Raw genomic sequence first — 16,425 nt, 5'->3', positions numbered from 1 at the left:
GGGCCAATGTTTGGAATTGACGGCACAGTACTGGCGTTTGTCGTGCTCGCCGGCTTCAGCGCCGGCGCCGTCGCCTATGCATTTCTGTTCACCCGGATCAGCAACGAGAAACAGGTCGGCAAGCGGCTCGAAACGATCAGGACCGCCGAGACGGATCGCTCCGTCGTCAAGGCCTCGCGTGACCGCGTGGCGGAAGCCGTCAAGCGGCGCAAATCGGTTCAGGATTCGCTCAACGAACTCGACGCCAAGCAGAAAACCAAGGACAGCCGCGTCAAGAAACCGCCGCTGAAAGCCCAGCTTCGCCAAGCCGGCCTCAAGACCACCATCGAGCGTTTCTATATATACTCCGCCGTATGCGGCATCGTTTTGACGATTGTCGCCTTTGTGGCCGGAGCCCCGCTGATCGCCTTGCCGGGCGTGCTGTTGGCCGGGGGGCTGGGCCTGCCGCGCTGGTTCGTCACGTTTCGTCGCGCCCGCCGGGTCAAGGCATTCCTCAACGAATTTCCAAACGCGCTCGACATCATCGTGCGCGCGGTCAAATCCGGCCTGCCGCTGAACGACGCCGTGCGCCTGATCGCCAACGAATCGCCCGAACCCGTGAAGACCGAGTTTCGCCGCATCGTCGATTCACAGCAGATGGGCCTCTCTATCCCCGACGCGACCTTGCGCATGCCTGAAACCATGCCTTGCACCGAGGCAAGCTTCTTCGGCATCGTTATCCAGATACAGTCGCAGGCCGGCGGCAATCTCTCCGAGGCGCTGGGCAATCTTTCGCGCGTGCTTCGCGATCGCAAGAAGATGAAAGCCAAGGTCGCGGCGCTGTCGATGGAAGCGAAGGCGTCCGCCGCGATCATTGGTGCGCTGCCCTTCATCGTCGCCTTTCTCGTCTACCTGTCGAGCCCGGCCTACCTGATGCCGCTCTTCAACACCAGCGTCGGAAACCTGATCCTTGGTTGCTCTGCGGTCTGGATGTCGATCGGCATCCTGGTGATGCGCAAGATGATGAACTTCGAAGTCTAGGATGCTGGCATGACCGAGCAAGTCATCAAGACCCTGACGGATCCGAGCTTCCTGATCGCGATGCTGGTCGCGATAGCGGTGTTTGCGACCGTCTTCACCTTGCTTCCGGCGTTTGGCGGAAACCAGCTCAAATCACGCATGAAATCCGTTGCGCTGGAACGCGACGAACTGCGTGCGCAACAGCGCGCCCGGCTTGCGGTCGAGGCCGACCGCCGTCGCAAGGGCTTGCGCGAGGAACAGTCGGTCGGCATGCGCAACATTGTCGACCGGCTGGATCTGAGACGCGCGCTCGCCGATGAAGGCACCTTGCAGAAACTCAAGGTGGCCGGCTTTCGTGGACAGAATCCGCTGACGCGGTTTCTTTTCTTCCGTCTCGTACTTCCTTTCGTCGGTTTCGCGCTGGCCGCAATCTACATCTTCGCGCTCGGAGGACTGCCCGACAAGCCATTGGTCATCAGGCTGTTCGTCTGCGTCCTCGTTGCTTACGGCGGCTTCTACGCGCCAGTCATCTACGTCAACAACCGCGCCACCAAGCGCAAGCAGTCGATCCAGATGGCATGGCCGGATGGGCTCGATCTGATGCTGATCTGCGTCGAATCGGGCATGTCGGTGGAAGCGGCACTGCGCAAGGTCGCCGACGAGATCGGCGCGCAATCGGTGGCGCTGGCGGAAGAGTTCATCCTCACCAACGCCGAGCTTTCCTATCTGCCGGAGCGCAAGCAGGCCTACGAGAACCTGGCAAGCCGCACCGGGCTGGATTCGGTCAAGTCGGTGTCGCAGGCGCTCGTCCAGGCCGAGCGTTACGGCACGCCGGTGGCGCATGCACTGCGCGTGCTTGCCGCCGAAAGCCGCGACATGCGCATGAATGCGGCCGAGAAGAAGGCGGCCGCCCTGCCGCCAAAGCTCACAGTGCCGATGATCCTGTTTTTCCTGCCGGTGCTCTTCGCCATCATCCTGGGTCCCGCCGGCATTCAGGTCAGCCAGCGCGGTATCTTCGGCGATCATGCGGCGCCGGCAACAAACGCCCAGTAGCGGTAAGGCAAATTCCTGCATTCCCTCAAACGAAGAAGCCGCGCATGCAGCGCGGCTTCTTCGTTTGAGGTTGGTGGGATTGTGGTCTCAGTTGGTCGCGGATTTCGGCTTGTCCTGGTCCTTGAGCTGGCTCCAGGCATTCTGCTGGGCCAGCATCTGCCTGAGATAGGCGACATTTGCCTGCGCCTGTTCGGGCGACAGTTCCTGCGAGGCGATCTTCTCGGCCTCGTCGAAACGGCCTTGCAGGCCGACGACCAGTGCCAGGTTCTGGCGGACGCGGCTGTCCGCATTCGGCTGCTGCGCGGCCGAGCGCATATAGGTTTCGGCGGTGCGCAGGTCACCTTCCAGCACATACGACATGCCAAGATTGGAGAGCACGGAAGGCTCGTTCGGCTTGAGGTCGAGCGCCTTGCGGTAAAGCTGGCGCGCATCGTCCTTCTGGCCGGTCTGGTCGAGGATGGCCGCTTCGGCCGACACCAGCTTCCAGTCGGGATATTCCGGTGTTTGAGCGCGGCGCACGGCGTCGAGTGCCGCCTCGAACTGGCCATTGGCGGCCAGCGCCTTGCCGTAGGAGGCAAGAACGTCACGATCCTTGGGCAAAGCGATGGCGAGCTTGCGCATCACGGCCAGCGACTGATCGGCGTCGCCATCCATCTGCAATGCCGCCGCATAATTCGTCGCGATCCGCTTGTCGTTGGGGTTCTTCGCGTAGGATTGGCCGAGTGCGCCGGTGGCATTGTGCAGTTCCCCGGCCGACATGCTTTCCAGCGGTTTGCCGCTGGTGCGTGCGATAGAGCCGGTGGAGATCTTGTCGGTTCCGCAGCCGGCGACGCCCGCCGCCAGCGCCAGCACAAGGGCCGTGGTGATGAGCCGTTTTCCCCTGGCGTTGATCCTGCGGTTGGTCGGCATGGCCACCTAAGCCTCCATTCATGCGCGGCCATTGCGTGGCCGTCTTCCCTCCCGCAGAAATATTCTGTTAACCCTAACGGACGGTTAAGAACGGCGACTCACACGGAGAACATCGCATGCCTGTCGAACTCGTCGGGAAGACATTGCCGGGCGCGCTGCCGGTCCATCTGGTCGCCAGGGACGGTCTGGACGCGGCCGGCCTTGCGCCGGCCGCTGTCGTCTGGGCCAGGGCCAACGGCTTTTCCGGCGAGGCAGGCAGGACGCTGGTCGTGCCCGGCGAAAACGGGGCGCTCGGCGGCGCCTTGTTTGGTATCGGCGATGGCGAAGGCGCGCTCGCCTTTGGCGCGCTGTCGAAAGCCTTGCCGGAAGGCGACTGGCATTTCGCCTCGGCGCCGGCCGAGCCGGACCTCGCGGCGACCGCGCTGCTGCTCGGCGGCTATGTCTTCACCCGTTACGGCAAGAAGCCAGGCAAGGCGCTGCGCTTCGGTCTGCCGGCAGGCGTCGATGGCGGGCGCGTAGGCCGCATCGCCGGTGGCGTCTTCCTGACACGCGATCTGGTCAACACGCCGACCAGCGATATGGGTCCAGAAGATTTGGAGCAGGCGGTGCGGACCCTGGCCGCCAGGCACAAGGCCGAAGTCTCGGTGGTCAAGGGTGACGATCTCCTCGACCGGAATTTCCCGATGATCCATGCTGTCGGCCGTGCGTCGGCCGGCGCGCCGCGCTTGATCGATATGCGATGGGGGCAGCAAGGGGCGCCGAAGGTGACCCTGGTCGGCAAGGGCGTCTGCTTCGACACGGGCGGTCTCGACATCAAGCCATCGTCCGGGATGCTGCTGATGAAAAAGGACATGGGCGGTGCTGCCAATGTCCTTGGCCTCGCCTCGATGATCATGGCTGCCGGGCTGAATGTGCGGCTGCGCGTGCTCATTCCCGCGGTTGAGAATTCGATTGCCGGCAACGCCTTCCGGCCCGGAGATGTGCTTGCGAGCCGCAAGGGCATCACTGTCGAGATCGGCAATACGGATGCCGAGGGGCGGCTGGTGCTGGCCGATGCGCTGGCGCTGGCCGACGAGGAGGAGCCGCAGCTTCTGGTCGACATGGCGACGCTGACCGGGGCTGCTCGTGTCGCGCTCGGCCCCGATCTGCCACCGTTCTATACCGGCGACGAAACGCTGGCATCCGACCTTGCGGCGGCTTCCGTCGCGGCCGAGGACCCTCTGTGGCGCATGCCGCTGTGGCGGCCCTACGATGCAAAACTGTCGTCGAAGATCGCCGACATCAACAATGTCACTCCGGATGGTTTCGCCGGCTCGATCACGGCGGCGCTGTTCCTCAAGCGCTTCGTCGAAAAGACCGCGGGCTGGGCGCATTTCGACATCTTCGCCTGGAACCCGGCCGATCGCCCGCATGGCCCCGCCGGCGGCGAGGCACAAGGCATCCGCGCCTTGGAGCGGATCATTGCGAAACGCTACGGCTGACGGTTGCAGGCGGAGCCGGCAAAATTGCCTCACTGAAACGGAACCGAAACAATTTGCCGTCATGCTGGCGCGATGTCGATTGCTATGCGCCCGAGCCAGGCCTTGCGACTGTGGCAGCAAGTGATGCTGTCACAGGTGCGCGACGACGCGCCCGATCTGACCATGCGCCAGACGGCGATCCTGTTCACCATCTATCTCGACCCGCCACCACACACCGTGCGCGGGCTCGCCGCGCGCCTCAATGTCACCAAGCCGGTGATCACCCGCGCCCTGGACACGATGGGCGCTTTGAAACTCGTTTCGCGTCACCGCGATGAACTCGACAAGCGCAATGTGCTGATCAGGCGCACGGTCGAGGGCGCGCTCTTTGTCGAGCGCTTCGGCGATGGTATCATCGCCAAGGCGCTCGAACTGCCGATGTGAGCGCATTACCTTTTCAACAGAGTGTTCGATTTGACTGCCAGGGATGCCCGCCTTCACGCTTTTCGCTCCGACCTCGCCGATGCAAGGCTGAAGGGCGAGGTCACCGCCGAGCGCTTCGTCGCCGGCCGGCCGGCGCGGGTCACCGCGTCAGTGGCCGATATGCGCAAGGCGCCGCGGCCGGACGCCGGCGTCAACACGCAAGCGCTGTTCGGCGACGATGTCCTGGTCTTCGATGTCGCTGAGGGCTGGGCGTGGGTCCAGGCCGAACGCGACGGCTATGTCGGCTACGTCGCCGACACGATGCTGGGCAAACGGGACCATGCGCCGACGCACATCGTCTGCGTGCCGCGCACCTTCCTCTACCCCGGGCCGGATCTGCGCTTTCCAATCGCCGGACAATTGTCGATGGGATCGACGGTGACGGTGACGGAGGCCGCCGAGACACGCGGTACGCACTATGCGGTCCTGCCTTCCGGGGAGACGCTGATTGCAGGTCATCTGCGGCCGCTCAGTGAAGCTGCCTCCGACTATGTCGCAGTTGCCGAAGCGTTTCTCGGCACGCCCTATCTCTGGGGTGGCACTTCCGGTTTCGGCATCGACTGTTCGGGTCTGGTGCAATTGGCGATGCGCATGGCCGGCAGAGACGTGCTGCGCGATTCCGACATGCAGGCGGCGACACTTGGCGAGCCGCTCGAACCGGGACCTGATTTCTCCGGGTTGCGACGCGGCGATCTGGTGTTCTGGAAGGGCCATGTCGCCGTCATGACCGACGCCGACACGATGATCCACGCCAACGGCCACACCATGCTGGTGTCGCGCGAAGGACTGAAGGACGCCGTCGTCCGCATCGGATATCTTTACGGCGGTCCGACCGGGTTCAGGAGGCCGTAGCCTTTCTTCCTTCGCCCCGTTCACGGGGAGAAGGTGCCCGAAGGGCGGATGAGGGGCAGTGCCAGCATTTGAAGGTTCGCGCTGCCCCTCACCTGCCTGCCGGCATCCTCTCCCCGTAAACGGGGCGAGGAAAGCTCACCTCGATCACCTTTTGTTCCGATTTTCCTTGGCGTTCGCGTGCCGTCGCGCTACCTCTGGCGGGTGACAGAGCAGCCGCGCCTTGCCGAACAGAATGCCGCCGTGGCCCTGCCCGAACCATTCCTCAGATGGTTTGGCGAGAAAGGCTGGTCGCCGCGCGCCCATCAGATCGAACTTCTGGCGAAAGCCCAGGCCGGGCAATCAGTCCTGCTGATTGCGCCGACCGGTGCCGGCAAGACGCTGGCCGGGTTCCTGCCTTCGCTCACTGAACTGGCCAACCGGCCCAAGAGAAAGCCGGGCCAGGCGCGTCGCGGTATCCACACGCTCTACATCTCGCCGCTGAAGGCGCTTGCCGTCGATATTGAGCGCAATCTCGGCAGGCCGGTGGAGGAAATCGGCCTTCCCGTCACCATCGAGACGCGCACCGGCGACACTCCCGCCCACAAGCGCCAGCGCCAGAAGCTGGTGCCGCCCGACATCCTGCTGACCACGCCCGAGCAACTGGCGCTGCTGATTGCGGCAGGCGATGCAAGACGCTTCTTCGAGGATCTGCGCTACGTCGTGCTCGACGAGTTGCACTCGCTGGTGACGTCGAAACGCGGGCATCTGCTGGCGCTCGGCCTGGCGCGGCTGCGCAGCTTTGTCCCCGGCCTGCAGACGATCGGCCTGTCAGCGACGGTGGCCGAACCGGACGAGTTGCGGCGCTGGCTGGTCAGCCAGAATCCGCCCAAGGGTCCGACCGGCCATAGCATGGCCGAACTGATCGTCGTCACCGGGGGAGCTAAACCGGAGATTTCCATCCTCGATTCCGAAGAGCGCGTGCCTTGGGCGGGACATTCCGCGCGCTACGCCACGCCGGAAATCTATCGCGAGATCAAGCGCCACAAGACGACCCTGCTGTTCGTGAACACGCGCAGCCAGGCGGAGTTGCTGTTCCAGGAATTGTGGCGGGTCAACGAGGACACTTTGCCGATCGCGCTGCACCACGGTTCGCTCGACGTCGCCCAGCGCCGGCGCGCCGAAAAGGCGATGGGGGAAAACGCACTGCGCGCCATCGTCGCCACCTCGACGCTCGACCTCGGCATCGACTGGGGCGATGTCGATCTGGTTGTGCATGTCGGTGCGCCGAAGGGGGCGAGCCGGCTGGCGCAGCGCATCGGCCGCGCCAACCACCGCATGGACGAGCCGTCCAAGGCGATCCTCATTCCCGCCAATCGCTTCGAGGTGCTGGAATGCCGGGCCGCCCTCGACGCCAACTATCTCGGCGCGCAGGACACGCCTCCCTTGATCGATGGCGGGCTCGATGTGCTGGCCCAGCATGTGCTCGGCTGCGCCTGCGGCGCGCCATTCCGTGCCGATGACCTGTTCGAGGAAGTGCGTACGGCTGCGCCCTATGTCAGCCTCGACCGGACGACATTCGACCGCGTCATCGATTTCGTCGCCACCGGCGGCTATGCGCTCAAGAATTACGAGCGCTACGCCCGCATACGCCTGAACAAGGATGGGTTCTGGCGGGTGTCCAATCCTCGTATCGCCCAGCAATACCGGCTGAATGTCGGCACCATCATCGAGGTGCCGGCGCTTAACGTGCGCTATGTGCAAGCGGGCAGCAAGGGCGCGGCGTCGCGCGGCGGCAGGGTTCTCGGCAAGATCGAGGAGGCCTTCCTCGAAACGCTAACGCATGGCGACACCTTCATGTTCGCCGGCAAGGTTCTCCGCTTCGAAGGCATCCGCGAGAATGAATGCTTCGTCTCGAACGCGCCCGGCAGCGATGCCAAGGTGCCTTACTATGGTGGCGGCAAGTTCCCGCTTTCGACCTATCTCGCCGAACAGGTCCGCATCATGCTGGACGACCCGCAGCGATGGAAGAAGCTGCCCGAGCAGGTCGCCGACTGGCTGCGATTCCAGGCCGACAAATCGGTGCTGCCCAAACGCGATGACCTGCTGATCGAGACCTTTCCACGAGGCAACCGCCATTATCTGGTGGCTTATCCGTTCGAGGGCAGGCTGGCGCACCAGACGCTCGGCATGCTGCTCACCCGCCGTCTCGACAGGGCAGGAGCCAGGCCGCTCGGCTTTGTCGCCACCGACTATGCGCTGGCGATATGGTCATTGGGCGACATGGGCGCGATGTTCAAAGCAAGGAAGCCCTCGCTTGGCGCCCTTTTCGACCAGGATATGCTGGGCGATGACCTCGAAGCCTGGCTGGCCGACAGCTGGCTTCTCAAACGCACCTTCCGCAATTGCGCGCTGATTTCGGGGTTGATCGAGAAACGCCATCCGGGCCAGGAAAAGAGTGGTCGCCAGGTCACGGTCTCGACCGACCTGATCTACGACGTGCTGCGCAGCCATGAACCGGACCACATCCTGCTTCAGGCGACACGTGCCGATGCGGCCACCGGCCTGCTCGATGTCAGCAGACTTGCCGACATGCTCTCGCGCATCCAGGGTCGAATCGTGCATAAGGCACTCGAACAGATATCGCCGCTCGCCGTGCCGATCATGCTCGAGATCGGCAAGATGCCGGTCCATGGCGAAGCCGATGAAACGCTTTTGATGGATGCGGCGACTTTGGTCGAGGAGGCCATGGGGCCGGAAATGGCTGAGGAATGAATTTTTCGCTGGCGCGCACATCGCTGATTGCCGAGGCCGACCTTGTCGGCATATCAGGCGAGCGCGCCGTCTGCGACCCGCGCGGCGTGCTTTATTTTCCGGATCTGCGGCTTCTGGCCGTGTCCGACCTGCATCTGGAAAAGGGTTCGTCGCTGGCACGCCGCGGCACGCTGATCCCGCCCTACGACAGCGGCGCGACCTTGTTGCGGCTTCAGGCCGTGATATCAGACTACCAGCCGTCGATCGTCATCAGCCTGGGCGACAGCTTTCACGATGGCGGCGGCGCCCAGCGTATGCATGCAAGCTTCCGCGAGCGGCTGGAAGCGCTGATATCAGGCCGAGACTGGTTCTGGGTCGCCGGCAACCATGACCCGGAAGCGCCAGCCGATCTCCCCGGCGAAACGGTGCGTGAACTTGCTATAGGCTCGCTGCTGTTCCGGCATGAGCCGTCGAAGCAGCGTGTCGAAGGCGAAATAGCGGGCCATCTGCATCCCTGCGCCCGCATAGTCCAGCAGGGACGCTCGGTGAGGCGGCGCTGCTTTGCCGGCGATGGCGGCCGCATGATCATGCCGGCCTTCGGCGCCTATACCGGTTCGCTCAACGTGCTCGACCGCGCCTATGCCGGGCTGTTCCGGCTGGACACGCTGATGGCTTATATGCTGGGCGCCCAACGCATCTTTGCCATTTCCGGCTCGATGCTGCGGCCGGGCTAAACAGCCTTACCTGCCATAGTAGAGCGTAACCGTGTGCTTCGCCTCGGCGAAGAACAGCCAACGTTCGACCAGCATGCCGGCGAACTGGATTGCAGCAGCAAGTACCGACAGCAACGCTGCCAGCGGCCATGGCAGGGCGAACACAATGGCGAGCACCCCCAAGGGCAACGCGAAGGCCAGAAGCTGCGTGATCTGGCGCAGCCGCGCGCCGTGCTTGCGCGCGATGCGAAAGCCCATTTCCTTGAGCAGATAATTCTCCTCGGTATGCGGCCATTCCAGCGACCGCACCGTGCCGCCGACCAGCCCCGTCGCGGTGTTGGCGGTGGTCGGGATTTCCAGTTGGTCGTTGTGGCGCCAGGTCGCCAGCTTCCAGCCCCAGCCGAACAAGGTCAGCAGCAGGCAAGCCGCCAGCTGCACCTTCGAACCAAGCGCAAAGCCCTGCAGCAGCGCGTTCAGCAGCACGCTGCCGGTCATCGCCGAAAAGATGAGGTAGCCGGGCAGGGTGAAGTGGCTGTGCCATTGGGCGATCGGCTTCAGCGACGCATAGATCATGCCGGTGGTGCAGACGGTGATGATTGCGCCGATGGCGGCCAGAGATCCGGCGATGCCGGCCCAGCCATCGGTCTTACCGAAGAATATCCAACCGATGCCGAACAGTCCCGCCGGAATGAAAGTGATGACCGAGGCGACGCCTTCGCGCGACAGCCATGAGCTGCGCCACTGCGAGAACGCCCGCCAGGCGCGTTCGGGGCGGCCGAGATGACCCGTTGAGGACAACAGGCCGGCCACGATCAGGCCGAGTGCCAGCCCCATGCCGATGAAGCCCAGCCAGAAATCGGGGGGGATGAACTGGAAGCCTCCGAGCACGCCCAGCAGCGCGAGCAGGCCGTAGCCCGCACCGGTGGCGGTGGTGAAGAACACGACGGAGAAGGCCGGATGCATGGGCTAGTTCGAAAGCATGCGGTCGACCCAGCCGAGGAAACCGCCTTCGGCCCGCACCGGTTCCAATGCCGGCGCGGCCACCGATGCGGCGCGCTTGCTGTGGGCGCGCGGCGGCAGATATTTGTTGGTTGGGCGATAGCCGAGCTCAGGCATCAGGTCGACGCCGCCACGCTCCGCCACCAGTTGCGAGACAGCCGACAGGGGATCGCCTAGGTCGCCGAAATGCCGGGCGCTGGTCGGGCAAGCGGCGACGCAGGCCGGCACGCGGTCTTCCTCGGCCAGATTGTCATTGTAGATGCGGTCGACGCACAGCGTGCACTTCTTCATCACCCTGACATCGGTGTCGAATTCGCGTGCACCGTAAGGACAGGCCCAGCTGCACAATTTGCAGCCGATGCACTTGTCCTCGTCGATCAGCACGATGCCGTCCGAGGCCCGCTTGTAGGAGGCGCCGGTCGGGCAGACGGTGACGCAGGCCGGCGTCTCGCAATGCAGGCAGGAGCGCGGGAAGTTCACCGTCCGTCCGCCCATCTCGGTGGTGTGCTCGTAAGCGTGCACGCGGTTGAACCAGACGCCGTCGACATGGCCGCCATAGGGGTCGATGTCGGTCAGCGGCGCCATGTGGCCGCCGGTGTTCCATTCCTTGCAGGCGGTGACACAGGCCTGGCAGCCGACGCAGGTATCGAGATCGATGACGAGGCCGAGCTTCTTGCCGCTTTGACTTGGCAGACATGTCATTTTGCCGCCTCTCTTGCCCGGCGGAATTCAGCGCCGAAAGTCAGTCTGTCGGGCGACGGTTCGAAATGCGGCGGCTGCTGGAAACGTTCGAACTGCGGCTCGGTGAAGCCGGCTTCTTCCGCTGCGCATTTGACGATGCGCACGCGTAAATCGAACCACGCCGCCTGGCCGGTGACCGGATCGGAATTCGAATAGCGTTTGCCCTGAGCGTCGGCCGAGGTCTGGTCGCCGATGATGTGGTTGAGCAGGAAGCCGCGGTTGGATTCCGCCGCATCGTCCTTCAGCCCCCAGCTGCCGCGCCTTTTGCCGATGGCGTTCCAGGTCCAGACCGTGCTTTCGTTCACCCCGTCGATCAGCTTGATCTGCCCCTTCACTTTGCCGTTGATGCTCTCGATCCACACCCAGTCGTCATCGACCAAGCCGAGGCCAGCTGCCGTCCGGTGATGCACGAACAGCCGATTCTGGCTGGTGATTTGCCGCAGCCACGCATTCTGCGATCCCCAGGAATGGTACATATGCATCGGCCGCTGCGTCAGCGCATGCAGCGGATATTTTCCAAGGTCGACGACCGCTTCCTCGAAGGGCATGTACCAGAACGGCAGCGGGTCCATAAAGGTCTCGATGCGCTGGCGATCAGCCGCCGGCGGCAAGACGCGACCGTGCCCACGCGCGGCCAGACGGAAACGCTGCAGCGGCTCGGAATAGAGCTGGAAGACGATCGGCTCGGCCTTGGGGATAAAGCCCATCTGCACCGCAAAATCGAGATAAGAGCGGTTGGCCATCTTGTAGTAGCGCTGGTCGTCGGCGAAATCGTGGTGCCAGAAGCCGCCATTGTCGATGTAGCGCTGCAGCTGGTCCGGGTTGGCCTCGCCCCTGCCGGTCGAGGTCCCATCCTTGCCGCGCCAGCCGGCGAGCGGGCCGATGCCGGGCGTGCGCTCATGGTTGACGATGTAGTCGGCATAATCGCGGTACTGGGCCGCGCCGTCCTCATTGATGAAACCGGGCAGGCCGAGCCGCGCGCCGAGTTCGATCAGCACCGACTGGAACGGCCGGACGTCGCGATCAGGTTCGACGACGGGATGGCGGATGGCGTCGCCGGGTCCGTCGGCATGGCTGATCGGCCGGTCGAGCAGGCTGATGCAGTCATGCCGCTCAAGATAGGTGGTGTCGGGCAGCACGAGGTCGGCGAACGGCACGGTCTCGGAATAATAGGCATCGGAATAGATGATGAAGGGGATCTTGTAGTTGCCCGCATCGTCATGGTCGGTCAGCATGGCGATTGTCTCGACGGTGTTCATCGAGGAATTCCACGCCATGTTCGACATATACATCATCAGTGTATCGATCGGGTACGGGTCGCCGTCCCAGGCATTGCGGATGACGGTGTGCATCAGGCCGTGTGCCGCCAGCGGTGCGTCCCAGGAATAGGCCTTGTCGATGCGAAGCGGCGTGCCGGCCTCATCGACCAAAAGATCGTCCGGCCCACAGACGAAACCGAGCGGCATGCCGTCAAGCGGCGTCATCGGCTTGACGGTCTTGCCGGCTGGCTTGGGACCGGGCGGAGCGGAGCGGGGGTAGGGCGGCTTGAAACGGAAGCCGCCAGGGACATCCACCGTGCCCAGCAACACCTGGAGGAGATGGATGGCGCGGCAGGTGTGAAAGCCGTTCGAATGGGCCGAGATGCCGCGCATGGCGTGCATCGAGACAGGCCGCCCCTTGATCGTCTCGTGCCGGCGCCCGGCCCAATCGGTCCACGCGATCGGCAACTCGATCGTCTGTTCGAAGGCGACATGCGCAAGTTCGGCGGCGATCCTGCGGATCGTATCGGCGGCAATGCCGCAGCGCTCGGCGACCGCGTCCGGCGCATAGCTCTCATCGAGGTAGCGGTCGGCGATGAGCTGGAACACCGGGACGCTGTGGCGCCCGCCGATCGTGAAGCTGCCCGTCAGTGCCGGCTTCGCACCGGCATCGGTGGCGCCGACAGGCGTCTTCGCCACCCTGTCCCAGGCCAGCGGATTTCCGTCGGCGTCGCGCACGAACAGCCCGTCATCGGCGGCACCCGGCTCCTGCACGACGAGAACATGGGCATTGGTGTAGCGCAGCAGATAGTCGAGATCGACGCGGCCCGCCTTGAGCAATTCGTGAATGAGGGCGAACACGAACAGCCCATCGGTGCCGGGCCGAATGCCGATCCAGTCGTCTGCAATGGCATTGTAGCCGGTGCGGCACGGGTTGATCGAGACGACCTTGGCGCCGCGCGCCTTGAGTTTGCCGAGGCCGATCTTGATCGGGTTGGAATCGTGATCCTCGGCGACCCCGAACAGCATGAAATACCGGGTGTTGTCCCAGTCGGGCTCACCGAACTCCCAGAACGAACCGCCGATCGTATAGAGACCACCGGCCGCCATGTTGACCGAACAGAAGCCGCCATGGGCGGCAAAGTTCGGCGTGCCGAACTGGCTCGCCCACCAGCCGGTCAAGGATTGGGATTGATCGCGGCCGGTGAAGAAGGCCAGCTTCCTGGGATCGGTCCGGCGGATGGCCGAGAGCCGTTCCGTCGCGATCGAAAACGCCTCTTCCCACGCGATCTCGCGGAACTCGCCGGAGCCGCGCGGCCCGCTGCGCAGCAAGGGCTTCTTCAGCCTTGCCGGACTGTAGTGCTGCATGATGCCGGAGCTGCCTTTGCCGCAGATCACGCCGCGATTGACCGGATGGTCCTTGTTGCCGTTGATGTAGCGGACCTTGCCATCCTTGATGTGCACGTCGATGCCGCAGCGGCAGGCGCACATGTAGCAGGTCGTCTTGGCGATGCTGTCGGAAACATCAGGCGAGGTGTCGACGCCGTCGCCTTCGTCAGGCGCCCGCGTGTCGGCAAGCGGGCGTTGCGATGGTGCCGAATTCGCGCCGCGCGGCGGTCCCTGCATCATGATCCGGTGGCGCCTGTACGGCCCATGGATTTGGCCCGCGTCTTCGGTCCGGGGCCGCGCATGTAATGCTCTTCCGGGTGGTAGCGATCGCCGGCCAGCCGCCGTCTTATGCCGCGGGTCCAATGCGCAAGCAGGGATCTGAACCGCCCGATCATTCTGCTCTCTGCGATCTCTCGGCGAATTTTTTCTAACTTCACGAGGAAACTTAGAATAAAGCTATCGATCCGTCTAATCAGTTGTTCTTGTAAATTCGATCGATATTGGTTCTTAATACAGACATGACCCTGGACCAGTTGCGCATTTTCGTCGCCGTCGCCGAGCGCGGCCATATGACCAAGGCGGCTGAATTGCTGGGCATTTCGCAGTCGGCCGCATCGGCCGCCATCCGGGCGCTTGAAGAACAGCACGGCGTCCACCTGTTCAACCGCGTCGGCCGCAACATCGAGCTTGCCCAGACCGGCCACCGGTTCCTGCCCGAGGCCAAGGCCGTGCTCGAGCGGGCCGCCGCCGCGCGCAATGTGCTGGAGCATGTCTCGCAGACCGTCACCGGCAGCCTCTCGATCGCAGCCAGCCAGACCATCGCCAGCTACTGGCTGCCGCGCCGGCTGGCTTCCTTCCACGAAGCCTATCCGGCCGTCAGGCTGAGCGTCTCCATCGGCAACACCAGGCAGGTCGAGGCCAATGTCCTCGATGGCGCGGCGGATCTCGGCCTGGTGGAGGGGCGCACCGAGTCCGACATATTGCGCCGCACCAAGGTCGACGTCGACAGGCTGATCCTGGTGGTTGCCAGCGCGCATCCGGAGATCCCCGAAGTCGCGCCCGGCCGCCCTGACATCAAGGGCCTGCGCTGGATCATCCGTGAGGGTGGTTCGGGCACGCGCGAGGTGCTGGAGGATCTGGCGCGCCACGAAGGGATTTCGCTCGCCGACCTCCAGATATTCCTGGTGCTGCCGAGCAATGAAGCTATTCGCCAGGCCGTCGAGGCGGGGGCCGGCGCCACCATCATTTCCGAGCTTGTCGTGGCACGCGCCGTGGCCGAAGGCAGTCTGAGGTCGGTGCCGCTCCAACTGCCGAAACGCGACTTCGCCATGATCACCCATCGCGATCGCCAGGCAAGCCTGGCCCAGATGGCGCTCAAGGCGCATCTGGGTACGTCGGATCAACGGTGAGGGTTCGCTGAGATTCAGGTCAGGCCGAGTCGAAAATGGCTGATGCCGAGAACCGGAGCGGAGCGTACTTAAAGTACGTGAGCACCGGAAGCAGGTATCAGCCATTTGCAGGCCGGCATCACCTGAATATCAATGGACCCGGTCAACCGAACTTTCGCTGCGCATCCAGCGCCAGGCCAAGTCCGACCGAGCCGAACATGTCGCCTTCGATGACAGATGCCTGCGGCACCAGCGACAGGATTTCTCGCCTTGCCAGCGGGATCGCGGTCGATCCGCCGGTCAGGAATACCGCAGTGATGTCGGATGGCTTCACCTCAGCGTCCCGGATGGTCTGCGCCACCGTCGCTGTGACCCGCTCGATGTCCCTGGCAATCGTGGCATCCAGCCCGTTGCGCGTGATTTCGGCGGCGAACTCCGCACCCGGCAGCTTCACCACGACCTCCGAGGATGACCTGTCGGTCAGCTCTATCTTGGCTTTTTCGACAAGTGCGGCCAGCGCGTGTCCAAAGCGGTGTTCGACGATGTGGATGAAACGGTCGACCAGGTCGGCACGCTCGGCCTCGTAGCGGATCTGGCGCAGATGCGTCATCGCCTTGGCGGTGTAGACCAGGTTGATGCGCTGCCATGTCGCGAGGTCGATGAAGTAGCTTGCCGGCAGATTGCGCTTGCCGTCCTTGGTCGGCGTCAAATAGCCGAGTTGCGGCATCACATGGGCGATGCTCAGCAGCCGGTCGAAATCCGTACCGCCGATATGGACGCCCCGGCTGGCCAGGATGTCGTCCTTGCGGTCGAGCGAACGGGAGCGCTGCGGCGAGACGCGCACGATCGAGAAATCCGAAGTGCCGCCGCCCATATCGATGATCAGCGCCAGTTCCTCGCGTGTCACCTTCTGTTCGTAGTCGAGCGCCGCCGCGATCGGCTCGAACTGGAAAGCGATGTGCTTGAAGCCCTGGCCACGGGCGGCGTTCTCGAGTTCGCTTTGCGCCTTCGCGTCGGCCTCGGCGTCGTCGTCGACGAATTGCACCGGCCGGCCAAGAACGACGGTCTCGACCGTATCGCCGGCATCTGCTTCCAGCCTCATCTTGAGATGTCCGAGGAACATGCCGACGATGTCCATGAAGCCGATCGACCGCGATTTGATGCGGGTCTTTTCATGGGCCAGCGAACTGCCGAGCACGCTCTTCAGCGAACGCATCAGCCGGCCTTCGATGCTGTCGGTGTAGTTGGCGATGGCGTGACGGCCAAAGCAGGTGCGGTTGTCCTCGAAGTTGAAGAACACGGCACTGGGCAGTGTCACCTGGCCGTCCTCCAGGGCGACGAGGCGCGGCTGCCCGTTGCGGACCACGCCAACGGTGGAGTTCGAAGTGCCGAAGTCGATGCCGCCGAAGGCTGGTCGCATGACAAGTTCCTGTATTTGTCGTCGGCGAGC

General features: G+C 63.9%; 13 protein-coding genes. 8 read left to right on the top strand and 5 right to left on the bottom strand.

Annotated elements, in window-relative coordinates; translation table 11 throughout:
- Positions 1 to 6 precede the first annotated feature (6 nt).
- Positions 7 to 1,020, top strand: coding sequence for a type II secretion system F family protein (locus tag EOB59_RS05055; protein ID WP_127807952.1), 1,014 nt, complete (start codon positions 7 to 9; stop codon positions 1,018 to 1,020).
- Between the two features lie 9 nt (positions 1,021 to 1,029).
- On the top strand, positions 1,030 to 2,052 hold the full coding sequence (locus EOB59_RS05050; RefSeq protein ID WP_127807951.1) for a type II secretion system F family protein: 1,023 nt from the start codon (positions 1,030 to 1,032) through the stop codon (positions 2,050 to 2,052).
- An 87-nt stretch (positions 2,053 to 2,139) separates the two neighbouring features.
- Here the strand turns inward: EOB59_RS05050 and EOB59_RS05045 are convergent, their stop codons facing one another.
- Positions 2,140 to 2,961, bottom strand: a complete 822-nt coding sequence (locus tag EOB59_RS05045; RefSeq protein ID WP_127327785.1) for a tetratricopeptide repeat protein — start codon at positions 2,959 to 2,961, stop codon at positions 2,140 to 2,142.
- Between the two features lie 116 nt (positions 2,962 to 3,077).
- On the opposite strand from EOB59_RS05045, the gene EOB59_RS05040 reads away from it, so the two are divergent.
- From EOB59_RS05040 to pdeM, 5 genes are all read left to right on the top strand, one after another.
- Positions 3,078 to 4,442 (top strand): M17 family metallopeptidase, encoded by a 1,365-nt coding sequence (locus EOB59_RS05040; protein ID WP_128287810.1) that lies wholly within the window; start codon positions 3,078 to 3,080, stop codon positions 4,440 to 4,442.
- A gap of 72 nt (positions 4,443 to 4,514) precedes the next feature.
- Positions 4,515 to 4,865 (top strand): MarR family winged helix-turn-helix transcriptional regulator, encoded by a 351-nt coding sequence (locus tag EOB59_RS05035; RefSeq protein WP_013533675.1) that lies wholly within the window; start codon positions 4,515 to 4,517, stop codon positions 4,863 to 4,865.
- Positions 4,866 to 4,895: 30 nt separating this feature from the next.
- The gene (locus EOB59_RS05030) at positions 4,896 to 5,756 is read left to right on the top strand and encodes an NlpC/P60 family protein (RefSeq protein WP_128287809.1); all 861 of its coding nucleotides are present in this window, start codon (positions 4,896 to 4,898) and stop codon (positions 5,754 to 5,756) included.
- A gap of 201 nt (positions 5,757 to 5,957) precedes the next feature.
- Positions 5,958 to 8,507: a ligase-associated DNA damage response DEXH box helicase gene (locus EOB59_RS05025; protein WP_128287832.1), complete on the top strand. Its 2,550-nt coding sequence runs from the start codon at positions 5,958 to 5,960 to the stop codon at positions 8,505 to 8,507.
- A complete protein-coding gene (pdeM, locus tag EOB59_RS05020; RefSeq protein ID WP_128287808.1) occupies positions 8,504 to 9,220 on the top strand; it encodes a ligase-associated DNA damage response endonuclease PdeM in 717 nt (238 codons plus the stop codon). Before EOB59_RS05025 ends, pdeM begins: the two co-directional genes overlap by 4 nt.
- Before the next feature lie 6 nt (positions 9,221 to 9,226).
- Here pdeM and EOB59_RS05015 read toward each other — a convergent pair whose 3' ends face one another.
- From EOB59_RS05015 to EOB59_RS05005, 3 genes are read right to left on the bottom strand one after another with little or no spacing between them, the layout of a single operon-like run.
- The gene (locus EOB59_RS05015) at positions 9,227 to 10,162 is read right to left on the bottom strand and encodes a DmsC/YnfH family molybdoenzyme membrane anchor subunit (protein WP_128287807.1); all 936 of its coding nucleotides are present in this window, start codon (positions 10,160 to 10,162) and stop codon (positions 9,227 to 9,229) included.
- Positions 10,163 to 10,165: 3 nt separating this feature from the next.
- Positions 10,166 to 10,900, bottom strand: coding sequence for a 4Fe-4S dicluster domain-containing protein (locus tag EOB59_RS05010; RefSeq protein ID WP_127807947.1), 735 nt, complete (start codon positions 10,898 to 10,900; stop codon positions 10,166 to 10,168).
- Positions 10,897 to 13,827, bottom strand: coding sequence for a molybdopterin oxidoreductase family protein (locus EOB59_RS05005; protein WP_164895581.1), 2,931 nt, complete (start codon positions 13,825 to 13,827; stop codon positions 10,897 to 10,899). The genes EOB59_RS05010 and EOB59_RS05005 overlap by 4 nt, the downstream gene beginning before the upstream one ends.
- A gap of 278 nt (positions 13,828 to 14,105) precedes the next feature.
- On the opposite strand from EOB59_RS05005, the gene EOB59_RS05000 reads away from it, so the two are divergent.
- Positions 14,106 to 14,996 (top strand): LysR family transcriptional regulator, encoded by an 891-nt coding sequence (locus EOB59_RS05000; protein WP_128287806.1) that lies wholly within the window; start codon positions 14,106 to 14,108, stop codon positions 14,994 to 14,996.
- 142 nt (positions 14,997 to 15,138) lie between these two features.
- Here the strand turns inward: EOB59_RS05000 and EOB59_RS04995 are convergent, their stop codons facing one another.
- Positions 15,139 to 16,395, bottom strand: coding sequence for an Hsp70 family protein (locus EOB59_RS04995; RefSeq protein WP_128287805.1), 1,257 nt, complete (start codon positions 16,393 to 16,395; stop codon positions 15,139 to 15,141).
- Between the last annotated feature and the right edge of the window lie 30 nt (positions 16,396 to 16,425).

The organism is Mesorhizobium sp. M7A.F.Ca.MR.176.00.0.0 (genome assembly GCF_004023165.1).
In the GTDB taxonomy this organism is placed as follows: domain Bacteria; phylum Pseudomonadota; class Alphaproteobacteria; order Rhizobiales; family Rhizobiaceae; genus Mesorhizobium.
Note: the sequence above shows the minus strand (reverse complement) of the source record. Positions and strands in the feature narration are given on the sequence as shown.

Coding starts and splice junctions, on each gene's coding strand:
- EOB59_RS05055 (WP_127807952.1), top strand. CDS start 7: ATGTTTGGAATTGACGGCACAGTACTGGCGTTTGTCGTGCTCGCCGGC.
- EOB59_RS05050 (WP_127807951.1), top strand. CDS start 1,030: ATGACCGAGCAAGTCATCAAGACCCTGACGGATCCGAGCTTCCTGATC.
- EOB59_RS05045 (WP_127327785.1), bottom strand. CDS start 2,961: ATGCCGACCAACCGCAGGATCAACGCCAGGGGAAAACGGCTCATCACC.
- EOB59_RS05040 (WP_128287810.1), top strand. CDS start 3,078: ATGCCTGTCGAACTCGTCGGGAAGACATTGCCGGGCGCGCTGCCGGTC.
- EOB59_RS05035 (WP_013533675.1), top strand. CDS start 4,515: ATGTCGATTGCTATGCGCCCGAGCCAGGCCTTGCGACTGTGGCAGCAA.
- pdeM (WP_128287808.1), top strand. CDS start 8,504: ATGAATTTTTCGCTGGCGCGCACATCGCTGATTGCCGAGGCCGACCTT.
- EOB59_RS05015 (WP_128287807.1), bottom strand. CDS start 10,162: ATGCATCCGGCCTTCTCCGTCGTGTTCTTCACCACCGCCACCGGTGCG.
- EOB59_RS05010 (WP_127807947.1), bottom strand. CDS start 10,900: ATGACATGTCTGCCAAGTCAAAGCGGCAAGAAGCTCGGCCTCGTCATC.
- EOB59_RS05005 (WP_164895581.1), bottom strand. CDS start 13,827: ATGATGCAGGGACCGCCGCGCGGCGCGAATTCGGCACCATCGCAACGC.
- EOB59_RS05000 (WP_128287806.1), top strand. CDS start 14,106: ATGACCCTGGACCAGTTGCGCATTTTCGTCGCCGTCGCCGAGCGCGGC.
- EOB59_RS04995 (WP_128287805.1), bottom strand. CDS start 16,395: ATGCGACCAGCCTTCGGCGGCATCGACTTCGGCACTTCGAACTCCACC.